20 protein-coding genes are annotated in these 19,371 nt (G+C 66.4%); 8 read left to right on the forward strand and 12 right to left on the reverse strand.

The window, feature by feature from the left end:
- Window positions 1-7: 7 nt before the first annotated feature.
- From ACT531_RS18725 to ACT531_RS18760, 8 genes are all read right to left on the reverse strand, one after another.
- Window positions 8-1,792: an efflux RND transporter periplasmic adaptor subunit gene (locus ACT531_RS18725; RefSeq protein ID WP_476018400.1), complete on the reverse strand. Its 1,785-nt coding sequence runs from the start codon at window positions 1,790-1,792 to the stop codon at window positions 8-10.
- 150 nt (window positions 1,793-1,942) lie between these two features.
- Entirely contained in the window at window positions 1,943-2,584 is a 642-nt protein-coding gene (locus ACT531_RS18730) for a LysE family translocator (RefSeq protein WP_110959950.1), read from the reverse strand.
- Between the two features lie 130 nt (window positions 2,585-2,714).
- Window positions 2,715-3,284 carry an ABC transporter ATP-binding protein gene (locus ACT531_RS18735; protein ID WP_476018401.1) on the reverse strand — a complete coding sequence of 190 codons (570 nt, stop codon included), beginning with the start codon at window positions 3,282-3,284 and terminating at the stop codon, window positions 2,715-2,717.
- A gap of 90 nt (window positions 3,285-3,374) precedes the next feature.
- Window positions 3,375-4,292 (reverse strand): EamA family transporter, encoded by a 918-nt coding sequence (locus ACT531_RS18740; protein WP_476018402.1) that lies wholly within the window; start codon window positions 4,290-4,292, stop codon window positions 3,375-3,377.
- Entirely contained in the window at window positions 4,289-5,299 is a 1,011-nt protein-coding gene (locus ACT531_RS18745) for an SDR family oxidoreductase (protein ID WP_476018403.1), read from the reverse strand. The genes ACT531_RS18740 and ACT531_RS18745 overlap by 4 nt, the downstream gene beginning before the upstream one ends.
- Complete coding sequence (locus ACT531_RS18750; RefSeq protein ID WP_291446596.1) at window positions 5,296-6,231, reverse strand: bile acid:sodium symporter family protein; 936 nt, start codon at window positions 6,229-6,231, stop codon at window positions 5,296-5,298. The genes ACT531_RS18745 and ACT531_RS18750 overlap by 4 nt, the downstream gene beginning before the upstream one ends.
- A gap of 181 nt (window positions 6,232-6,412) precedes the next feature.
- Window positions 6,413-7,771, reverse strand: coding sequence for a flavin-containing monooxygenase (locus ACT531_RS18755; RefSeq protein WP_476018404.1), 1,359 nt, complete (start codon window positions 7,769-7,771; stop codon window positions 6,413-6,415).
- Window positions 7,772-7,786: 15 nt separating this feature from the next.
- Window positions 7,787-8,617, reverse strand: coding sequence for an SDR family oxidoreductase (locus tag ACT531_RS18760; RefSeq protein WP_343736031.1), 831 nt, complete (start codon window positions 8,615-8,617; stop codon window positions 7,787-7,789).
- A gap of 89 nt (window positions 8,618-8,706) precedes the next feature.
- On the opposite strand from ACT531_RS18760, the gene ACT531_RS18765 reads away from it, so the two are divergent.
- The 5 genes from ACT531_RS18765 to ACT531_RS18785 all read left to right on the forward strand — a co-directional run bounded on the left by ACT531_RS18765 (window position 8,707) and on the right by ACT531_RS18785 (window position 12,093).
- Window positions 8,707-9,459: an IclR family transcriptional regulator gene (locus ACT531_RS18765; protein WP_476018405.1), complete on the forward strand. Its 753-nt coding sequence runs from the start codon at window positions 8,707-8,709 to the stop codon at window positions 9,457-9,459.
- A gap of 44 nt (window positions 9,460-9,503) precedes the next feature.
- Window positions 9,504-9,872, forward strand: coding sequence for a hypothetical protein (locus tag ACT531_RS18770; protein ID WP_476018406.1), 369 nt, complete (start codon window positions 9,504-9,506; stop codon window positions 9,870-9,872).
- A 330-nt stretch (window positions 9,873-10,202) separates the two neighbouring features.
- Entirely contained in the window at window positions 10,203-11,171 is a 969-nt protein-coding gene (locus tag ACT531_RS18775) for an MBL fold metallo-hydrolase (protein ID WP_060985682.1), read from the forward strand.
- A complete protein-coding gene (locus ACT531_RS18780; protein ID WP_476018494.1) occupies window positions 11,149-11,817 on the forward strand; it encodes a histidine phosphatase family protein in 669 nt (222 codons plus the stop codon). The genes ACT531_RS18775 and ACT531_RS18780 overlap by 23 nt, the downstream gene beginning before the upstream one ends.
- Before the next feature lie 105 nt (window positions 11,818-11,922).
- Window positions 11,923-12,093 (forward strand): hypothetical protein, encoded by a 171-nt coding sequence (locus ACT531_RS18785; RefSeq protein WP_015015224.1) that lies wholly within the window; start codon window positions 11,923-11,925, stop codon window positions 12,091-12,093.
- A 97-nt stretch (window positions 12,094-12,190) separates the two neighbouring features.
- On the opposite strand, the gene ACT531_RS18790 is transcribed toward ACT531_RS18785, so the two are convergent.
- The 4 genes from ACT531_RS18790 to ACT531_RS18805 all read right to left on the reverse strand — a co-directional run bounded on the left by ACT531_RS18790 (window position 12,191) and on the right by ACT531_RS18805 (window position 16,754).
- Window positions 12,191-14,728, reverse strand: coding sequence for a sensor histidine kinase (locus ACT531_RS18790; protein WP_476018407.1), 2,538 nt, complete (start codon window positions 14,726-14,728; stop codon window positions 12,191-12,193).
- Between the two features lies 1 nt (window position 14,729).
- Window positions 14,730-15,542, reverse strand: coding sequence for an ABC transporter substrate-binding protein (locus tag ACT531_RS18795; RefSeq protein ID WP_015015226.1), 813 nt, complete (start codon window positions 15,540-15,542; stop codon window positions 14,730-14,732).
- 67 nt (window positions 15,543-15,609) lie between these two features.
- Complete coding sequence (locus ACT531_RS18800) at window positions 15,610-16,305, reverse strand: HD-GYP domain-containing protein (RefSeq protein ID WP_083871677.1); 696 nt, start codon at window positions 16,303-16,305, stop codon at window positions 15,610-15,612.
- A gap of 77 nt (window positions 16,306-16,382) precedes the next feature.
- Entirely contained in the window at window positions 16,383-16,754 is a 372-nt protein-coding gene (locus tag ACT531_RS18805) for a response regulator transcription factor (protein ID WP_015015228.1), read from the reverse strand.
- A gap of 148 nt (window positions 16,755-16,902) precedes the next feature.
- Between ACT531_RS18805 and ACT531_RS18810 the strand changes: the two genes are divergently transcribed.
- The 3 genes from ACT531_RS18810 to ACT531_RS18820 all read left to right on the forward strand — a co-directional run bounded on the left by ACT531_RS18810 (window position 16,903) and on the right by ACT531_RS18820 (window position 19,316).
- Window positions 16,903-17,577 (forward strand): helix-turn-helix domain-containing protein, encoded by a 675-nt coding sequence (locus tag ACT531_RS18810; RefSeq protein WP_476018408.1) that lies wholly within the window; start codon window positions 16,903-16,905, stop codon window positions 17,575-17,577.
- The gene (locus ACT531_RS18815) at window positions 17,574-18,308 is read left to right on the forward strand and encodes an Hpt domain-containing response regulator (protein ID WP_295939611.1); all 735 of its coding nucleotides are present in this window, start codon (window positions 17,574-17,576) and stop codon (window positions 18,306-18,308) included. Before ACT531_RS18810 ends, ACT531_RS18815 begins: the two co-directional genes overlap by 4 nt.
- A gap of 240 nt (window positions 18,309-18,548) precedes the next feature.
- Window positions 18,549-19,316 (forward strand): MHYT domain-containing protein, encoded by a 768-nt coding sequence (locus ACT531_RS18820; protein ID WP_476018409.1) that lies wholly within the window; start codon window positions 18,549-18,551, stop codon window positions 19,314-19,316.
- Window positions 19,317-19,371 lie beyond the last annotated feature (55 nt).

The following is a 19,371-nucleotide window of genomic DNA, read 5'->3' on the forward strand; positions in this document are numbered from 1 at the left end:
GCTGCGCTCAGCGCGCCGGGCTGGCTGCGCCACCCTGGGACGGCGGCTGCTGTTGCAGCCGCTCGCGGATGTAGGCACGGCGCTCCTCCTGCGGCATTGCCATCACGCGGGCGCGCTCGTCGGCGGGCATCTGGTCCAGCAGTGCCTTCACCTGCGGAGGGATGCCCCGTGGGGGTTCAGGGCTACGGTCTGCAGGCGCTGCGGGGGCTGCATGCGGTGCAGGCGCTGCAGCGCCTGGGGATGCTTGCGGTGCAGCTGCTCTGGGTGGTGCTTCGCTGCGCTGCTGTTGTGGCGCAGCAGAGGCCTGCGGGGCAGACGCCGGGGCAGCGGCGGGAGCACCCACACCCGACGCGGAAGAGGCAGCAGCAGACGCCGCCGACGCTGGAGCCGCTGCGCCGCTCGCGCCCATCTGCGCTCGCCGCTCGCGCAAGAAGGCGCGACGCTCTTCGGGGCTCATCTTCTGCAGCTTTTCACGTACATCGGGGGGCAGGGATGCCATGAAGGCGCGGCGCTGCGCGGCCTGGTCCTGGGCTGCCTGGTCGGCGCGGGTGACGGCACCGGCATCGATGACGGCGACCTTGGCGCCTTCACGCAGGCGGTCGATGCCGTCCGTGACCACCTGCTCGCCCTCGCGCAGCTCGCCTTCGACGCTCACACGGTCGCCATCGGTGACGCCCACGCGGATGCGGCGCTGGGTCACGGTACTGTCTTCCTGCACCAGGTAGACATAGTTGTTCTGCACGGCCGTGGCCGGTACGGTCAGCACGCCCTGGAGCAGGTTGACCTGCAGGCGCACGTTGACGAACTGGTTGGGGTACAGGGCGCCGTCTTCATTCGCAAAAGCGGCCTTCACCTTGATGGTGCCGGTGGCGCTGTCGATGGCGTTGTCCAGCGCCACCACGCGGCCCTTGGCCAGGTGGCGGCGGCTGTCGCGGTCCCACAGCTCCACGCTCAGCTCTTCGCCTGCGGCCATGCGGCGACGCATCTGGGGCAGGTGCGCCTCGGGCACGGAGAACGCTGCGTCGATGGGCCGCACCTGGTTGATGGTGACGATGCCGTTCGCGTCGCTCGGCCCCACCACGTTGCCCCGGTCCGCCTGGCGCAAACCCAGCCGGCCGGCAAATGGTGCGGTGACCTGGGTGTAGCTCAGTTGCAGGCGCGCGGCGTCAACCTGCGCCTGGTCCGAGGCCACGGTGCCTTCCAGCTGCCGCACCAGTGCGGCCTGGGTGTCCACCTGCTGGCTGGCGATGGAGTCGCGTGCCAGCAGGTCTTGATAACGCTTGAGGTCGAGCTGCGCATTCTTGAGCAGCGCCTGGTCACGCTGCAGCGTGCCCTGTGCCTGCGACAGCGCAGCCTGGTAGCTGCGCGCATCGATCTCGGCCAGCACCTGGCCTGCACGCACCTCGTCGCCTTCCTTGAAGCGCACCGACGTCAGCTCACCGCTCACCTTGGCGCGCACCACGGCGGTGGCGCGGGCGCTCATGGTGCCGATGGCGCTCACCACCACCCGCACATCGCCCCGCTGCACGGTGCCCACCGACACGGGCTGCACGTTGCCGCCGCCAAAGCGCCCGGGGCCGCCGCCCGGCCTGCGCGCCGCGTTCGGGCCCGTGGCGGCACCACCAGCGGTGGCCGCAGCCGCTGCATCCTGGCGCTGCTTCCACCACCAGGCACCACCTCCCACCGCCGCCAGCGCAATGGCGGCCATCAACAACGCGGAGGTCCAACGCAGCTTGCCGGACTGCAATCTTGCGGGCCTCTGTGGACGGGCAAACGAACGGTTCAGGGGCATGGTGGGGCGCAACCAGGAATGAGCGAAGGGGTATGGTAGCCAGCGCATCCCCCGGGGCTGCCGTCCGGCAGGCCCCCTTTACCGGGGATTTACGCGCGCTTTGGGCGGGGTTTACCGATGTATCGGCTCAGCCCCGCCCGGGGGTCGAAATCAGCGGTTGGTGGCAAGCAGAAGGCCGCCAGCCCCCATGAAGAAACCGCCCGTGGCCTTGTTCAGTCGGGCCACGCCGCGCGAAGTGCGGATGAAGCGGCGGATCTGGCGCCCGAAGCTGGCATACACAGCAGTCGACACGAATTCGCTGCCCAGATAGATGGAGCCAAGCACCAGAAACTGGCGCGCTGCAGGCTGCGCGGGGTCGATGAACTGCGGAAAGATCGCTGCGAACAGGATGATGGCTTTGGGGTTGGTGATGCCCAGCAGAAACTCCTGGGTGATGAGCGCACGCAGAGAGAACTGCGCTGGCTGGCCCGATGCCAGGGCACCGCCGGGCGCATCATCCAGTGCCAGGCCGCTGAACTCGCGGCTGTGCCAGGCCTTCCAGCCCAGCCAGAACAGGTAGGCGGCGCCCACCCACTTCACCGCCGTGAATGCCGCCTCGGACGCCAGCAGCATCGCGCCCAGCCCCACCGCAGACACCGTCAGAAAAATGGCAAACGCCGCTGCGCGGCCCACCGTGGCGATCAGCGCAGGGCCCACGCCTGCACGGATGCCGTTGTTGAGGCCACAAAAGTTGTTGGGCCCGGGGGTGAGCGAAATGGCGATGGCAACTGGAACAAATAGCAGCGCATCCATGGTGCGGTCCTTGCAGGGTGAGGCGTAAGTGAGAGAAAACAATCAGCTCTGCAGTCTACGGCAGACCTTGCCGACACAACCGCCCCGAGGGCACATGCCCCCAAGGCGCCATCGACCACCTTAGAGCGCCTTACAACCGCTCCAGGTCCAGCACCGAGCCCCAGGGCACATCGGGCAGGGCTTCGTAGTGCGCCACCACGGTCAGGCGGTCTGATCGGGCCGCCTGCGACGCCAGTGCCTGCGCGAGGTAACGGACGGAAGGTTTGTCCAGCCCACCCACCGGCTCGTCGATCAAGGTCAGTGGCGCATTCGACGCCAAGGCCCCGGCCATTAGCACTTTGCGCTTGCTGCCGGTAGACAGGGCATAAAAAGGCTTGTCCAGATGCTCGTGCAGGCTGAACCCGTCGATGTGCTCCATCAGGGCTGCCGCATCCCACAGGGGATAGCGCGCGGGCAGGCTGTCGAGCCAACCCCGAGCCGTGAACGGGTCCCACTCGCTGGATCGCGGGTCCGCCCAGAAGACGAGTGGTGCCGAGGCCTTGGCGGCTGGGTTCAGGTCCACCCCTTGCAGCGTGATGCTGCCGGCCTGCGCTATCAGTTCACCAGCCAGCACTCGCAGCAGCGTGGTTTTGCCGGTGCTTTCATCACCGCGCACCAAAGCCAGACCCGGGGGCCAGGCCAGCGACAGGTTGTCCAGCACCGCACACTCCGGGTATGCAAACCGCAACCCTTTTACCCACAAAAACGCGCTCTCAGCCACCATGCCTCCTCGACGCGGAAAGCGGCCATTCTAGGAAGCTGCGGCACGGCGGGCCCACCACAAGCCCCCCACCTGGTTCACCACCAGCCCACAGAGCACCGCAGCCGCACCCGCCCACTGCACAGGCGCAGGCGTTTCACCCAGAAAGGCATAGGCCGCCCACAGCCCCACCACCGGCACCAGCAGCGAAAACGGCGTGACCCGTCCCGCCGCATGGCGTTGCAACAGCTGCGTCCACAGCGTGTAGGCCAGCAAGGTGGCCAAAAAAGCCAGGTAGGCCACGGCCAGCAACCCCGTGCCATTCAAAGACTGCAGCTGTGCCCACACGGCGGCGGAGCCATCGCTCCACCAAGCAAGCGCAAAAAACGGCCCAATGGGCACCACGCTGCTCCATACGATGAACGGAAACGGCGCATACGCCCCAGCCTGCGCCGCGCGGCGTGCCACCAGATTGGACACCGCCCACATAAATGCGGCGCCGAGGGTGAGTACAAACCCCGCCAGCGTCATCTGGCCCGGCCCCTCGCCATGCGCGAGGCCGATGGTCATCAAGCCGCCGAACGCCAGCAACAAGCCGCCCCACTGCCAGGGCTTGGCGCGCTCCCCCAGCAACGGCGCAGCCAGCAACAAGGTGAAGAACGCCTGGGTCTGCATCACCACCGACGCCATGCCCGCCGTCATGCCCAGCTGCAGGCCCAGAAACAGAAAGCCGAACTGCCCCAGCCCCTGCGCCAGCCCGTAGCCCACCACAAAGCGCCAGGGCAAAGCCGGGCGCGGCACGAAGAGCAAAAAGGGCAACGATGCCGCTGTGAAGCGCAGCGCGCCCAGCAGCATGGGGCTCAGGCCTTGCAGGCCGAGCTTCATCACCACAAAGTTCAGCCCCCAGATGACCACCACCGCCAGGGCGCGCAACAGGTCGCCATGGCTCAAGGCCGCTGGCGCACTCATGCTGCCGCCACCGCAGCGCCCGCAGCCACCGGACGGCCCTGCCGCGCCCGGGCAGCGACAAAGGCGTCGAACGCCTGGGCGCTGGTTTTGCCCGGCACATAGCCCAGCACCTCCTTGAGTGCTGTGTTCAGCAGCACGGGCCGGTAGCGCAAAAAGTCGAGCTGCTCGGGGCCGTAGCGGCTGACACCGAGCGCGGAGCCCACGGCCAGCGCCGTGCGCAGCAGCCCGGCGGGCAGTTCCAGCATGGGTTTGCCCAGGCGCCGGGCGATCTCGCGCAGAGGCAAGGCACCGTCGCCCGCCAGGTTGAAGCAGCCTGCCCGCTGCGTGCGCAGCGCATGCAGGATGGCACCAGTCACGTCTTCGTCCCAGATGAAGACAAACGGGCTCTCGCTGCCCTGGATGGCGAGCAGGCGCGGCTTTTCAAACAAGGCGGTGATCTGGTTGTCCACCCGCTCACCCAGGATGGTGCCGATGCGCAGCACCGTCTGCGCCAGCCCCGGGTGCTGCGTGCGGTATTGCGCCAGCATCTCTTCCACCAGCCGCTTGTGGTGTGAATAGGCAAACACCTCGTTGCCCCGCAGCGCGTCGGTCTCGCGCAACCATGCGGGGTTGTCAGCGTGGTAACCGTACGCCGCGCCGCTGGAGCTGACGACCAGTTGCTTCACGCCATTGGCCACACAGGCATCCAGCACGTTCTGGCTGCCCAGCACGTCCACCGAATATTCAAACTCGCGGCTGGAGCCCTTGCCGGGCGTGACGATGGACGCCAGGTGCACCACGCTGTCGATGGCATGGTCCGCCAGCGTCTGCGCCAATGCAGGGTCGCGCACGTCCTGCACCCGGTAGGTCACACCGGGCAGGTGGCGCTCGGCGGGCACCTCACGCACATCGGCCGCCACGATGGTCCCTCCCCCTTCACGCGCCAGTGCAGCTACCACGCTGCGGCCCAGAAAGCCGTCTGCGCCGGTGACCAGAATGCGGCGGCTTTCCCACCCCAGGCCGGTCATGTGCGCTGCTCCCCAAGCGCGTCGACCGGCGGTAGCTGCGCAGGCCTGCGCCCCCACCAGCCAGCCAGCGCAAGGCCCGCGATGATGTCCCAAAAGCCCCACACGCCCGCCACCACGGCCATACCGCCCAGCCCGCCGAAGAAGCTGAAGATCAGCACCAGGCCCAGGCCCGCATTGCGAATGCCCACCTCGATGCTCACGGCACGCCGGTCGTAGTCTGGCAAGCCGCTGAGTCGCGCGCTGGCGTAGCCGGTGCCGAAGGCCAGCGCATCGTGCAGTGCCACAGCCAGCAGCACCAGGCCCACGTAGTCCAGAAAGTAACGCCAGTTGCCCGCCACCGCGCCCACGATGAAGCCGATGAGGCACAAAAAGCTGAAGATGCGCACGGGCTTGTTCACGCGCTGTGTGAGGCGCGGCAACTTTTCGGCACACAGGATGCCCAGCACAAAGGGCAGCCCAATGATCACCACGATGTGCCCTGCCATTTCCAGCGGGTCGAGCGCAATGCTGCGCAGCAGCGGCGCCGCCGTGGGGTGCATGCCGCCCCAGAAGGCAAAGTTGAGCGGCATGAGCACGATGGCCAGCGCGTTGGAGATGGCCGTCATCGACACCGACAGCGCCACATTGCCCCCCGCGCGGTGCGTGAGGATGTTGCTCACATTGCCGGGCGGACAGCAGGCGACCAGGATCATGCCCAGCGCAATGCTGGGCCCGGGCTTGAGCAACAGCGTGAGCACAAAGGTCACCGCAGGCAGCACGATGAACTGCGCGGCAATGCCCACTGCCATGGCCCCCGGCATACGCAGCACGCGCTTGAAGTCCGCCACGCGTGTATCCAGCGCAATGCCGAACATGAGAAAACCCAGCACCCCATTGAGCACCACCAGCGACGCGGGGTTGAAGTTGAGGCGTATTTCGTCCACAGGCAGCATAGATAACCTTTGAGTTCAGTTCTTCACCGCGTATTGCGAAACGCGCAACGCACGAAACTGTCGCAGCGACAGCGCGGGACGCCGAGCAAGGGCCGCCCCGCAGCGAGGGCGTCGTCCCCTTGCTCGCAGTGCGCAGCGCTGCGAGAGCGGGGGGAAGGCGCGCAGCGCCTCAGGGGGGCTTTCATTCCAGGGCTGCGGCGGCCGCGCGCACCGCGTTGCGGTAGGTGTCCTTGTGCACGTAGTACGCCATGCGTTCGAGCTGGAGATACTTGAAGCCGCCCGACAGATCGGGCGGCGGCCCGGCCTTGGCCTGGCGCAGGGCCTCGGCGCGCGGCGAGCCCTCGGCCTGTGCCTTGAAGAAGCGCGCCACCAGCTCGGCCTGCTCATAGCGGCCCTGCCAGCCGATGCCGCTGGCCTCGATCATGCCCATCACGGCCAGATTGTCGAACCGGGGCGACAGGATGTTGAGGTACAGCTGCGGCGCCATGCCCTGCCAGTTGAGCAGGCTGTGGTCGATGAAGGGGTAATGCAGCTTGTACCCGGTGGCGCAGAGCACCAGGTCATAGTCCTGGGCGCTGCCGTCCTTGAAGTGTACCGTGTGGCCTTCAAGGCGCGCGATGTCGGGTTTGACGTGGATGTCGCCATGGCCCAGGTGGTGAAGCACCAGCGAGTTGACCACCGGGTGCGACTCGTACATCTTGTAGTCGGGCTTGGGCAGGCCAAAGCGCGCAGGGTCGCCGGTGAACCATTGCAGCACCACGCTGTCCACCTTCTGCTTGAGCCAGGGCGGCATCTTGAACTTGCCGCCCAGCGTGTCTGCAGGCTTGCCGAACACATACTTGGGCACAAAGTAATAGCCGCGCCGCACCGAGATGTCCACGCTGCGCGCGTAGTGCACCGCATCCACCGCAATATCGCAACCCGAGTTGCCCGCACCCACCACCAGCACACGCTTGCCCTTGAACAGCTCGGCACTCTTGTAGGCGCTGGTGTGCAGCAGCTCCCCGTCAAAGTGCCCCTCAAAGCGCGGCATGCTGGGTTCGGCCAGCGTGCCGTTGGCAATGACCACGCCCTTGAACTCTGCGGTTTGCGCGGGGCCACCGTGCTGCGTCCACGTCACGCGCCATAGCGGCGCAGCGTCCTCGCCCACCGGCTCGACCCGGAGCACGCGCGTGCCAAACCAGTAGTGCTGGCGCAGGCCAAAGTGCTCTGCAAAGTCGAAGAAATACTGGCGCATGTCCCGGTGGCTTGGGTAGTCGGCCACCTCGGGGCGCATGGGAAACTCGGTGAACTCCGTGGTGTGCTTGCTCGAAATCAGGTGCGCCGATTCATAGACGGTGCTGCGCGGGTTGTCGATGTTCCACAGCCCGCCCACATCGGTGTGTGCTTCAAAGCCCTGAAAAGGCACACCCAGCTTCTGCAGGTTGCGCGCCGCGGCCAGCCCGCTGGGGCCGGCGCCGATGACGGCGATGTGGCCGCGCAGGTCCTGCGCGGCGGGCGTTGCAGGGCTTGTCTCCGGCATCGTTGTTGTTGTTGTCATTCGCTGTTTTCTCTCTCAGGTGTCGATGTTCTTGTCGGCGCGCATGGGCAGCCCCGGAATGGCGGTGGCCCCCGCCTCGCCCACGCGCGGCTTGCGTGGCTGGCCCAGCAGCAGCCGGTCGTGCAGGGCGTCGGGCAACAGGTTCAACAGGCGCGCCAGCCAACCGATGCGCGCGGGCAACACGATGTGGGTGCGCCCCCGGGCCACAGCGGCCAGCAGGGCACGCGCCGCGTCCTCGGGCTCCAACAGGCCAGGCATGGCAAAACGGTTGCCTGCGGTGAGCGCGGTGCGCAGATAGCCGGGGCTGACCGTGCTCACCACGATGGAATCGCTGCGCAGCTCGGCACGCAGACTCTCCAGGTAACGGATCAGCCCGCCCTTGCTGGCGCAGTACGCGCCGTTGCCCGGCATGCCCCGCCAGCCCGCAATGCTGGCCACGCCCACCAGCGCGCCGCGCCGCTGCGCCCGCATCGCTGCCACAAACGGCTGGAAAGTGGTGGCAGCGCCCAGCAGGTTGATCTCCAGCATGCGCCGCATCACGGCCAGGTCGTCGGCATGGGCGGTGTCAAAGCCACCGGCCACCCCGGCATTGGCGATGACGAGGTCCGGCGTCCCACGCCGGCCCATCCAGTCGGCGGCCATGGCCTGCATCGCGGTGGTGTCGGCCACATCGGGCGTATAGACGGTGCAGCGCTCTGGCGCCAGCGCGGCCAGGGTCTCCAGCACGGGCCGGTTCAGGCCCACCAGCGCCAGGGCAGCGCCCTGGCCGATCAGCTCGCGCGCCAGCGCCTGGCCCAGCCCGCCACAGGCGCCGGTGAGCACTACGTTCTGGAAAGAGGCGGTCATGAAGCTCCCGGTGAATTGGGTTTGCAGCTTAGCCACAATGCTGAATAATCCCGAAATGTTTTATGAATTCGTCTCGAATTCCGAGATTTATGACCAACACGCCGCCCAGCCTGCGCCTGTTTGAACTGCTGGAAACGATGTGCGCGCACGGTCGGCCCTTCAGCCTGGGCGATGCCATCGAGGCCACCGGCTGGCCCAAGCCCAGCGTGCATCGCATGCTGGACCAACTGGAATCTGGCGGCCTGCTGGCACGCGAGCCCGACGGGCGGCGCTACACGCCCGCGCCACGTCTGCTGCGCCTGGCTGAAAGCACGCTGAGCGCGGGCACCCAGCATGGGGTGCGCCACGCCGTGCTGCGGCAACTGGTGGCCGATATTGGAGAAAGCTGCAACCTCACGGCGTTGAGCGGCGCTGAAGTGATCTACCTGGACCGGGTGGAGTCAGCCTTTCCGCTGCGCATGGAATTGCGGCCCGGCACCCGCGTGCCCATCCACTGCTCAGCCAGCGGCAAGCTGTTTCTGGCCCACCTGTCGCCCGCACGCCGGGCCGCCATCCTCGACGGCCTGCCCCTCACCCGCCACACCGCCACCACCCTCACCGACCGCGCCGCGCTGGAGTCCGAGCTGGAGCAGATCCTGCGGCAAGGCTATGCCACCGACGCCGAGGAGTTTGTGGACGGCCTCGTCTGTGTGGCCGTGCCCGTGATGGCCGGCGTGCGGCGCCAGGTGCGCAGCGCCGTGGCACTGCAGGCACCTGCGGCCCGCATGCCGCTGACGCGCGCGCTGCAACTGGTGCCCCGGCTGGGAGAGGCCGCACAGGCCCTGGGCAGGACCTGGGCTTGAGCAATCACACAGCAACTCCTGACGCATTCACACCGGCTCTCACCATGCCACTGAACTACCTCGACTTTGACTACAGCGAAGACGCTGATGGCAACGGCACCCTGGATGCCATGGCCAGCGTCTTGCCCGCACAACTGACCGCTTTGCAGAGCGAGATCTCCGCCGTGCTGGCCTGGGCGCATGCGCACTGGCCTGGTGCCTGCGCACCGCTGGAAGACGGCGGCACTTGGCACTACGACCTGCATGGTGTGCAAGAGGTGCAGAGCCCGCTGACTTTGTCCTTTGACGAAGCAACTGGGCAACTGCACACGACCACAGGCGGTGCCGCGCCACCACGCACCACGCTGACCCTGACCCTCAGCGGCAGCAGCGACTTCTGCACCGCGTTGCGCGAAGCCTTCGAGATGGAATGAGCCCCCTCTTCACGACCCGTCTCCCCAAGCCAGACCAAAGGGTCAAGGATGTCCTGCATCACCCTCGCGAGTCGGTGATAGTGCGGATCGGGACAGTCCGCAAGGCGTCTTTTTGCAGCCAATAGCCCGGCTATTGGCAAGAAAAGCAACGCAGCGGATGGCCCGAGGCCGCGCTATCACAGACCGCAGGGAGTGATGCAGGACATGCTTATCCCCAATTAGCGACAAAAAGCCCCACGTTGCAAACAGGTTAGTGCTCCAGGCCACGCCTTTATGAGGTCCGGCGTTACAGTTGCGACTCATTAGTTCAACCCGAGACTGGAGAGTTTCATGCTGTCACGCCGTCACTTCCTGGGCGCAAGCCTGGCCACCACCGTTTACGCTGCAGGCTCGTTCGTGCCCGTCTGGGCTCAGAACGCCCCCAACTTTGGTACGCCCACCCTGCCCAGCCCAGGCTTCAGGCGCATGAAGGTGGGCGATGTGGAAGTGATTGCACTGAACGACGGCATCACGCGCCGCCCCCTGGGCGAAGAGTTCGTGAAGAACGCGCCGCTGGCCGAGGTGCGTGCGCTGCTCGCATCGCAGAATCTGCCCACCGACTACATCGACGTGCCCTACACCCCGTTTCTGGTGGTGGCAGGGGCGCGCAAGATCCTCATCGATACCGGGCTGGGCGAGTTTGGCGGCCCCACCACCGGCAAGCTGCTCGACAGCCTGCGTGCCGCTGGCATGCAGGCCTCGGACATCGACACCGTGCTCATCAGCCACTTCCATGGCGACCACATCAACGGGCTGCGCAACAAGGCAGGCGAATGGACCTTCCCCAAGGCCAAGGTGATGGTGCCAGCGGCGGAACACGCCTTCTGGATGGACGATGCGCGCATGGCGGCGGCTCCGGCCGGCATGAAGGGCGCGTTCGAGAACGCGCGCCGCACCTTCGCCACCATGCCAGCCGACACGCTGGTGCGGTTTGAAGCGGGCAACGAAGTGGCGCCGGGCATCCAGTCCGTGGCCGCCTATGGCCACACGCCGGGCCACACGCTGTTTGAGCTGAAGTCGGCAGGCCAGAACTTCTTTTATGTGGCAGACCTGACCAACGTGCCCGCGCTGTTCGCGCGCAACCCCGACTGGGCCGTGACCTTTGACATGGATGCCGAGGCAGCCCGCAAGGTACGGCGCGAAGTGTTTGCCCGCATCACCGCCAGCAACGCCATGCTGGGTGGCTTCCACTTCCCGTTCCCCGCGTTTGGCCGCATGGCGGCATCGGGCAATGGCTATGCCTTCCAGCCTGCGGCCTGATACAGACATCGACGCTGCCGGCGGTACGGCGGGTGCGGACGGCGCACGCCTCACGCGGCGCACCCTGCTGGGCAGGGGCGCGGCGGGCGCCGTGGGTGGAGCCCTGGGTGTCGCAGCCTTGCAGAGCTGGGCCGCCCAGGAGGCGGGAGCAGAAGCCTTGCTGCGCCAGGGGGGCGTGGTGGCGCTATTCCGCCATGCGCTGGCCCCTGGCACGTTCGATCCGCCGGGCTTCCGTCTGGGCGACTGCGGCACCCAGCGCAACCTGAGCGACGAAGGCCGGGCCCAGGCGCGCCGCATTGGCGAATGGTTTCAGGCGCGGCAGTTGCAACCCGGCAAGGTGTTGTCCAGCCCGTGGTGCCGGTGCATCGACACCGCCACGCTGGCCTTCGGCGCACCCCAGGTCTGGGCGCCGCTGGGCTCGCCCCGGGGCTATCCCGAGACGACCGGAGCGGCCCATCTGCGCGCTCTGCGCGACGCGCTGACCGCCGTCTCCGCACGCAGCGGCCGGTTTGAAGTGTGGGTGAGCCACATGTTTGTGCAGGCCGACCTGGCGCAGGACAGCACGCGCTCGGGCGAGGCACTCATATTGCGCCACCAGGGCGGCGCTGCCCCGCAGGTTCTGGCGCGCTGGACCCTGCCTGACTGAAGCTTCAGCCCCTTTCCTTGCAGGGCGTGGTGCTACCCCTTTTGGGGCCCGCGCTGCACCTGTGGCCTAATATGACCCTTTTCTCCACTTTCTCAGAGACCAATCATGGGCAACAAGATCGTCACCGAAGCAGACCGCAAGCGCACCCCCCAACCCAAGCCACTGCCCGGCGTGACGCTGAACACCCCCGGCCGCGGCCAGCGCGTGAGCCTGGAGCGTGGTGTCGCCACGCGCAGCAAGAAGAACCCTGGCAAGCGTTCGCGCAAGGGCGGCTGATCGGCCACCCGGGGCGCTATGGCGTCCCGCCAGCATCTACAAAAAAGCCCTCATCCGAGGGCTTTTTTGTTGGCGTTGCACTGCCTATTGCCACTGCCTACTCCAGCGGCGCGGGCATGGTTTCCGCCTGGCCTCTGGCGGGGAGAATGATGTGGAACGCGGCGCCGCTGGCGGGCACGTTCTCGGCGAAGATTCGCCCACCCATGGCCTCGACGATCTTGCGGCAAATCGCCAGGCCCAGGCCCGTGCCGCCCGAGCCATCCTTGGTTTTGCTGGACTGCACGAAGGCCTCAAAAATACTGTGCAGCTCTGATGGGGGAATGCCCGGGCCCTCATCGCGCACCACCAGGTGCGTCTGACCCTGCGGGTCTGCGTAGCCCTCCAGCGTGATGGTGCTACCGGGCGGGGAAAACTTGATGGCGTTGGCCACCACATTGCGGATCACCTGCTGAAAGCGCAGCGGGTCGGCCTTGGCCACCAACGGAAGGTCGGGCATACGCAAATCCATCATCAGATGGCTGCGCTCCAGCAAGGGCTCCAGTTCGCGGATCACGGGGCGTACCACACCGCGCAGGTCGATGCGCTCCATGTGGAAGGTCCCCACCGTGCTCTCCAGCTTGGAGACCTCCAGCAGGTCGTTCACCAACGTGAGCATGCGCTGGCCTGCGGAATGGATGTCTTCAAACATGCCCGCCAGCTTGGGCTGCGTGCGGCCACGCAACATACCCAGCTCGGCAAAGCCCAGAATGGACTGCAGTGGGGTGCGCAGCTCGTGGCTCATGTTGGCCACGAACTCCGACTTGGCACGTGACGCCTCTTCGGCCGCATCGCGGGCCTCCTGGGTAGCGCGCTCGGCCTCGCGGAACTCGCTCACATCCATCAAGATAGTGAGCACGCCGGTGACCTGGCCATGTTCATCTGCAATGGCCGCCTTGGCCAGGCGCGTATCGCGGCGCGATCCATCGCCATGGCGCACCTGTGTTTCCACCAGCGTCCGTCCACCCCAGCGCAGCAACTGCTTGTTGGCCGACTGGTGCACCTTGACTTCGTCAGGGGGCAGGCATTCGGCCACAGCCTTGCCCAGCACGGTGACGCGCTCGCGGCCCTTGTATTCCTCCCACGCCTTGTTCACGCGCACAAAGCGGTCCTGCGCATCGGTCACAGAGATGGGCAGCGGATTGGTCTCCAGCAGCAGATCCTGGAAAGCAATCTGCGCCTGCAGCTGCTGCTGGGCCATCCAGCGTTCGGTTTCATCCACCGCACTGCCTGCGAAACCGATCACGCGCCCGGCCGCCACCAAGGGCACCACTGCCACCTTGAACGTCATCTCTTTGCCCGCCGCAGAGCGGGACAGCACCTGGCACACCCGCACGCCATCGGGCGATCGCGGGTCGATGGCCCGCACCACCTCGTTGCGGCTTTGCGGCTCCACCAGATCGTGCAGGCGCTTGCCAATGGCGCGGTCGGGGGAAGTGCCCGTCATGACGGTCCAGTGGGCGTTCACATAGGTGATCACGCCCTGGGCATCGGTGCGAAAGATCAGCTCCTGCACGCTGCGCATGAGCACCGACAGGTCCCGCTCGTTACGGGCAATGCGGGCCTGCGCCGCATCAATGGCCAGCCGCGCCCGCTCACGGGTGCGGATGCCCCGCCATATCGCAACGGTCAACACCAGCACCAGCGCCACCAGGGCCAGGCCAATGCCGAGCAACGCTCTGGCGTCCGCCAGCCAGCTCTTCACAACGGCCTGGTACGAAGTCTCTACCACCACCACGAGCGGCAAGGCGGCCGAGGCTCGAAAGCTGACGATCTGCCGCTCGCCCAGCACGCCCGCGCCCAGGTAGGTGGCATGCTCCTGCCGGGGCAAGAACTGGCTGAACACGGGGATGTGATTCACCCGCGCGCCTGCGAGCGCCGCCGCTGTGCCCGAGGTCGCCAGCACCTGGCCGTTGTACGCCGTCACCACCGAATCAAAAATCTCGGACTCCAGCGTGAGGTGCTGAAAGTTGGACAGCGAATCAGGGTTGACCAAGGCCACCAGCACCAGCACTTGCCCGGCTTCCGTCTTGTAGCCATGCATCACAGGGATGAAAGCCACCCCGGCAGGCGCTGCCACCGCTTTGCCCCCCAGGCGCACGCTTTGCAGGCTACGGCCCGGCGTGAGGCCGCCCTGCACCGTCCGCCCCACCGCCACCGGCGGGCCCAACTGGGCCAGATCCACAAAACTCTCGGCATCGCCCGGCAATGTGCTTGCGATCACTCGCCCCCCTGCGTCCACCACGGTCAGCCCCCGGAGAAACGAAAGCGCAGCCAGTGCCTGTCCCAGGGCGTCCTGCATGCGCCGGGGCTCGGAGGCCACAGCCGTGAGGGCGGGCGATGTAGCCAGTGACTCCAATGCCAGCTCGGCCGTCTGCATGGTGCGCGTGGCCTGGTCCTCCAGCACCCGGGCCAGCATGGCTGCATGGTTCTGGTGGCTGATGCGCACCGTGCGAAAGTCGTTCACGGCCAACGCACCCACCCCCACCAACGCCGCCAATGCCGACAGCCCCCCGATGACCAGGACCAGGTGGCTGGTCTGCAACACCCACGCGCGCAGTCGAGCCCAGCGCCGGTAGAGAGGCTGAAGAGCTGCCATGTCAGCGCACCACGATGGCGCTCAGGCCATTCTGGGAGGCCGCACGCTGCAGGCGGCCATCCGCTTTGATGCGGGCTACAAAGGCCTCGACCGTGGCCAGCCACGCCGCGTCGCCGCGCTTGACTGCATAGCCGTAGGGCAGCACCGAGAACGGTTCGGGAGACTCGATGAGCCGGGCCCAGTCGGCGTTGTCCATCAGGCGCCGGCTGTAGGGGTAGTCGGTCATGAACACGTCAATGCGCCCGGCCGTCAGCTCGCGCTCCCGGGTTGCGGGCAACTGGATGCGCACCAGCGTGGCTTGCTTGAGGCGCTGGGCCATGATGGGCTCCATGAACGTGCCCGCCTGCACCCCCACCAGCACGCCTGGCTTGTCGATGTCGGCCCACTGCTTGATGACCGTGTTGGTTTTGGTTGTGATGCCATAGATGTCGCTGCGCATATAGGGCTGGGTGAAAGCCAGCTTCTCCATGCGCTGGGGCAGCATGCCAATGGCGAACATGGCCACGTCACAACGGTCCTGGTTCAGGTCATCAATGAGGGTGGGAAAGGAAGAGTCCACGTATTCGACCCGGGCCTTGAGATCGCGCGCCAGCTCGCCCGACAGGTCAATGTCGATGCCGCCCAGCTGCTGCGTGCGCGGGTGGCGAAAGGTCACGCCGTAGTAGTCCGGCCACACACACACGCGCAGCACCGACTGGCTCTGGACCCGGTCGGCCACAGGCCCTGCCAGCGCGCTGGTGGCGCACGCCGCCAGCAGCAGGCGGGTGATGGCACGTGCCCCCGGTTTCAGCCACTGCATCATCGTCATCATCATGGGGAATCCTTGAATCAATCCAACCACCGTACCCACAGTGGCCTGCCGCAGAGCGGCCAAAAAAGGGTCAGGGCGCATCGATCAGTGCATCAAACGACGGGCATTCCTGCGTGATCTTGCACCGCAGTGCGTCAATGGCCGCAGCATGCGCCAAAAACGTGTCCACGATCACCGGGTCAAACGCGCGCCCACGCTCGGCTGCCAGCATCTCCAGCGCCACCGGCACGGTGAAGGCGGGGCGATACACCCGGTCCATCGTCAGTGCGTCAAAAAAGTCCACCACGGCCGTGATGCGGCCCGACAGCGGAATGGCATCGCCCGCAAGGCCTGCAGGGTAGCCCTGGCCGTCGTAGCGTTCGTGGTGCGTGAGCGCCACCTCGGCCGCCATGCGAAAGACGGGAATCTGCGAACGCCCGAGGATCTCGGCACCCATGGCGGCATGGCAGTTCATGGTCTGGCGCTCTTCCGGGGTGAGCTTGCCGGGCTTCTTGAGCACACTGTCCGGGGTGCCGATCTTGCCGATGTCATGCATGGGCGCCGCCTTGCGCAGCATGCGGGCGTAGCCCACCGTCTGCCCCAGCGCGAGGGCCAAGGCCTCGGCCAGATAGCCGATGCGCACGATGTGCACGCCGGTGTCATCGTCTTTGAGGTCTGCGGCGGCCGACAGGTGCAGCAGTGCCGCGTGGTGTGCGCGGGTGACCTCGCGCAGCGCTTCGTTGCGCTCCCGGTACATGCGGCCGAAGTCACGCACAAAACGCTCCATCTGCGCCGCTGCGGCCTCGTCAAAGCACCGCGTGTCTGGCGGCGCCTGGGGCGCAGGCTCCAGCACTGGGAGCGAAGTCACTGCGCTGCCTCCATGCGGTAGATGGTCTCCAGCACCTGCAGCGTGCTGAAGGGCTTCATCAGGTAGTCGTCGGCTCCTGCCGCGAAACCTGCCGCCCGGTCATCCGACTGCACCCGGGCCGTCAGCATGATCACCTTGGTGTGGCGCATGCCCGGGGCCGATTTGATGCGGCGGCACACATCCAGGCCGTTCAGGGTGCCCGGCATCATCACGTCGAGCAGCACGATGTCCGGCTGCAGCTCCTGGGCCAGCACCCAGCCCGCGTCGCCCGTGGCGGCTTCGTGGATCTCGAAGTCATCAAACTCCAGCGTCATCTTGAGCAGCTTGCGGATATCGATGTGGTCTTCGACGATGAGAATCTTTTTCATGGCGGGAACCCTTGTGGGGCAGAGGTCGGCTTGGAAATACAAAAAAGCACAGATCAGGGTGTTTTTTTGCCATTGATAGAATCATATCAATCATTTTTATCAAATACAAGACACGTGTTTGAAAAAATTAGGAGAAAATGCGCGATCTATGCAATCTGACCATTCCCTCGCGGAGCGCGCCATGGCCGACCACTACACAACGCTCGAAGTCGCCAAGATGCTGGGGATGGCCGTACGGTCCGTCCAGCTGATGGTGGACCGCAAGGAGCTGGAGGCCTGGAAGACGCCGGGCGGACATCGCCGTATCTCCCGCGCATCGGTGGAACGCTGGATGACCGCCCACGGCGCCGGGGGCGCGGCCCCGGCACCCGCAGCCGGCACGCCGGTGGCCAGCCGCCCCCCTCTGGCACCACCCGTGGCCCCCGCCAAAGGGCGCGCGCCGCAGATCCTGCTGATTGAAGACTCGATCCATTTCCAGAATCTGGTCGGCCTCATCGTGCAGCAACACTTTCCGGGTGTGCAGTTGCAGGTGGCCAACGATGGCATCACCGGTCTGGCGCTGTATGGGCAGATACAGCCCGAGGTGCTGATCGTGGACATCCTGCTGCCGGGCATTGACGGCGCCACCCTGATCACCACGCTGCGTTCGCACCCTCAGTTTGCGCGCAGCCACCTTATCGTGGTCACCTCACTCGACGAGCAGCAGCGCGAGCCCTACGCCTTCGCCCTGCAGGGCGTGAAGGTCATTCACAAACCCCGACTAGTGGCCGAGCTGCCGAGCGCACTGGCTGCGTGTATTCCACAGGCCCAGGTGCCCGCATGAGCACGCCCAAGGTCCTGCTGGTGGAAGACGACAGCTCCATCGCACGCTTTGTGCAGATGGCGCTGGAGGAGCTTCCCATTGAGCTGGTGACCTGCGCCAATGTGCCGGACGCCATGCAGGCGCTGCACGCCGGGGGGGTGGAACTCATCATCACCGACCTCATGCTGCCCGGCGAGTCCGGCATTGACCTCGTACAGCGGCTACTGCAAGAGCCCGTGCACGGCCGCCGGATTCCAGTCGCGGTGTTCAGCGCAGGCCTGACACCCCCCGTGCGCGAACAACTGCAGGCCATGAAGGTGTGGCGCATGGTGTCCAAACCCGCGTCGGTGGCAGAGCTGGAGGCCTGCGTGACCGATGCGCTGGCGCTGGTGGCCGAGCCCCCTGCCAACGCGCCGGCCACAAGCACCACGCTGGCCGATGAAGCGGCCGACGATGAGGCGCAGGCCATTGCCACCCACTTTGCGGGCGACGAGTTTTTGTTCAAGGCCTACCGCGCCAGCTGCCTGCAGCAGTTCCCGGCCGACATACGGCAAGGCGACGCCGCCTGCACGGCGCAAGACTGGCCCGCGCTGCGGCGCCTGGCACACAGCCTGGCCACCGTGCTGCTTACCCTCGGCCACCCAGCCCAGAGCGTGCGCGCGCGCCAGCTGGAAAACGCGGCCGCCCAGCCTGCCCCCGAGGCGTGCCTGGAACATTGGCGCCTGCTGCGGGCGTTTCTCCTGCAGCTCTGACCCGGCGCCAGCGGCGCTGCGGGCCCACCGCGTGGCCTTGCAGAGGTCCGACAGCGGGCGATCTCTCACCCAGCCACCCCCACCTGAAAACACCCACCCTATCGGGGGACGGCACCACTTTTCTCCAAAATAACCATTCAGAGCAAAAAATAACCAATTGGTCTAATATGAAAACAATTGGTTTCAACTGCTCCCTGAGCGGTGTGAAACGCCCCTTTCACCCCTCACAGGCAGATCTCCATGGACTCCACCGTTGTCTCCGAATACCGCCCCCACCTCGTCGCCGCCTCGTTCGCACTGGCGTTCATCGGTTCACTGATCGCGCTGATGGTCACGCGCCGCATCCGCCACAAGGACGGCTCGCTGAACCGCGCAGCCGCAGTCACGGCGGGTGTGGCCCTGGGTGGGATCGGCGTGTGGTCCATGCACTTTGTGGGCATGGTGGCGCTGCGGCTGGATGTGGCCAGCAGCTACGGCATCGTCGAAAGCGCGGTGTCCCTGGTGGCTGCCGTGGTCTGCACCTCGGCCGCACTCATCGTCGTGTCCAAGGCGCCTCGGGACCTGGAACGCATTCTGGGCGCAGGGTTGTTGCTGGGCCTGGGTGTGGCGGGCATGCACTACCTGGGCATGTACGGCATGAAGATTGGCGGCTACATCAATTGGGACCTGCGGACCGTGGCGCTTTCAGTGCTCATCGCGGTGGCAGCAGGCACGGCCGCCCTGTGGCTGGCCTTCAACACCCGCAGCATGCCCAGCCGCGCAGGGGCCGCCCTGCTCATGGCCGCTGCCGTGTGCGCCATGCACTACACCGGCATGGGCGCGGCCGAGTTCATCTGCACCACCCCCAACCGCTTTGCCACCGTGCAGGGCCCCGGGCTGGTCAGCTCGCTGGGCCTGGGTCCCACCGTGGCCGCCTGCGCCTTTGCAATGGCTGTGCTTATTTCTGTAGACCTGTACGTGCAGTGGATGCAGCGCTCCATCGGGCAGCAGCGGCGCCGCACCGCCTGAACCCACCAGATCAGCCAAAGCTCGCAAAAAAACAAGGACCGAGGCAGGGTGGATT

The organism is Acidovorax sp. DMC1, assembly GCF_056314325.1.

Coding starts and splice junctions, on each gene's coding strand:
- ACT531_RS18775 (WP_060985682.1), top strand. CDS start 10,203: ATGCTGTCACGCCGTCACTTCCTGGGCGCAAGCCTGGCCACCACCGTT.
- ACT531_RS18765 (WP_476018405.1), top strand. CDS start 8,707: ATGACCAACACGCCGCCCAGCCTGCGCCTGTTTGAACTGCTGGAAACG.
- ACT531_RS18725 (WP_476018400.1), bottom strand. CDS start 1,792: ATGCCCCTGAACCGTTCGTTTGCCCGTCCACAGAGGCCCGCAAGATTG.
- ACT531_RS18790 (WP_476018407.1), bottom strand. CDS start 14,728: ATGGCAGCTCTTCAGCCTCTCTACCGGCGCTGGGCTCGACTGCGCGCG.
- ACT531_RS18785 (WP_015015224.1), top strand. CDS start 11,923: ATGGGCAACAAGATCGTCACCGAAGCAGACCGCAAGCGCACCCCCCAA.
- ACT531_RS18750 (WP_291446596.1), bottom strand. CDS start 6,231: ATGCTGCCTGTGGACGAAATACGCCTCAACTTCAACCCCGCGTCGCTG.
- ACT531_RS18780 (WP_476018494.1), top strand. CDS start 11,149: ATGCCTTCCAGCCTGCGGCCTGATACAGACATCGACGCTGCCGGCGGT.
- ACT531_RS18815 (WP_295939611.1), top strand. CDS start 17,574: ATGAGCACGCCCAAGGTCCTGCTGGTGGAAGACGACAGCTCCATCGCA.
- ACT531_RS18730 (WP_110959950.1), bottom strand. CDS start 2,584: ATGGATGCGCTGCTATTTGTTCCAGTTGCCATCGCCATTTCGCTCACC.
- ACT531_RS18745 (WP_476018403.1), bottom strand. CDS start 5,299: ATGACCGGCCTGGGGTGGGAAAGCCGCCGCATTCTGGTCACCGGCGCA.
- ACT531_RS18740 (WP_476018402.1), bottom strand. CDS start 4,292: ATGAGTGCGCCAGCGGCCTTGAGCCATGGCGACCTGTTGCGCGCCCTG.
- ACT531_RS18820 (WP_476018409.1), top strand. CDS start 18,549: ATGGACTCCACCGTTGTCTCCGAATACCGCCCCCACCTCGTCGCCGCC.
- ACT531_RS18795 (WP_015015226.1), bottom strand. CDS start 15,542: ATGATGATGACGATGATGCAGTGGCTGAAACCGGGGGCACGTGCCATC.
- ACT531_RS18805 (WP_015015228.1), bottom strand. CDS start 16,754: ATGAAAAAGATTCTCATCGTCGAAGACCACATCGATATCCGCAAGCTG.
- ACT531_RS18800 (WP_083871677.1), bottom strand. CDS start 16,305: ATGGAGCGTTTTGTGCGTGACTTCGGCCGCATGTACCGGGAGCGCAAC.
- ACT531_RS18770 (WP_476018406.1), top strand. CDS start 9,504: ATGCCACTGAACTACCTCGACTTTGACTACAGCGAAGACGCTGATGGC.
- ACT531_RS18755 (WP_476018404.1), bottom strand. CDS start 7,771: ATGACAACAACAACAACGATGCCGGAGACAAGCCCTGCAACGCCCGCC.
- ACT531_RS18810 (WP_476018408.1), top strand. CDS start 16,903: ATGCAATCTGACCATTCCCTCGCGGAGCGCGCCATGGCCGACCACTAC.
- ACT531_RS18760 (WP_343736031.1), bottom strand. CDS start 8,617: ATGACCGCCTCTTTCCAGAACGTAGTGCTCACCGGCGCCTGTGGCGGG.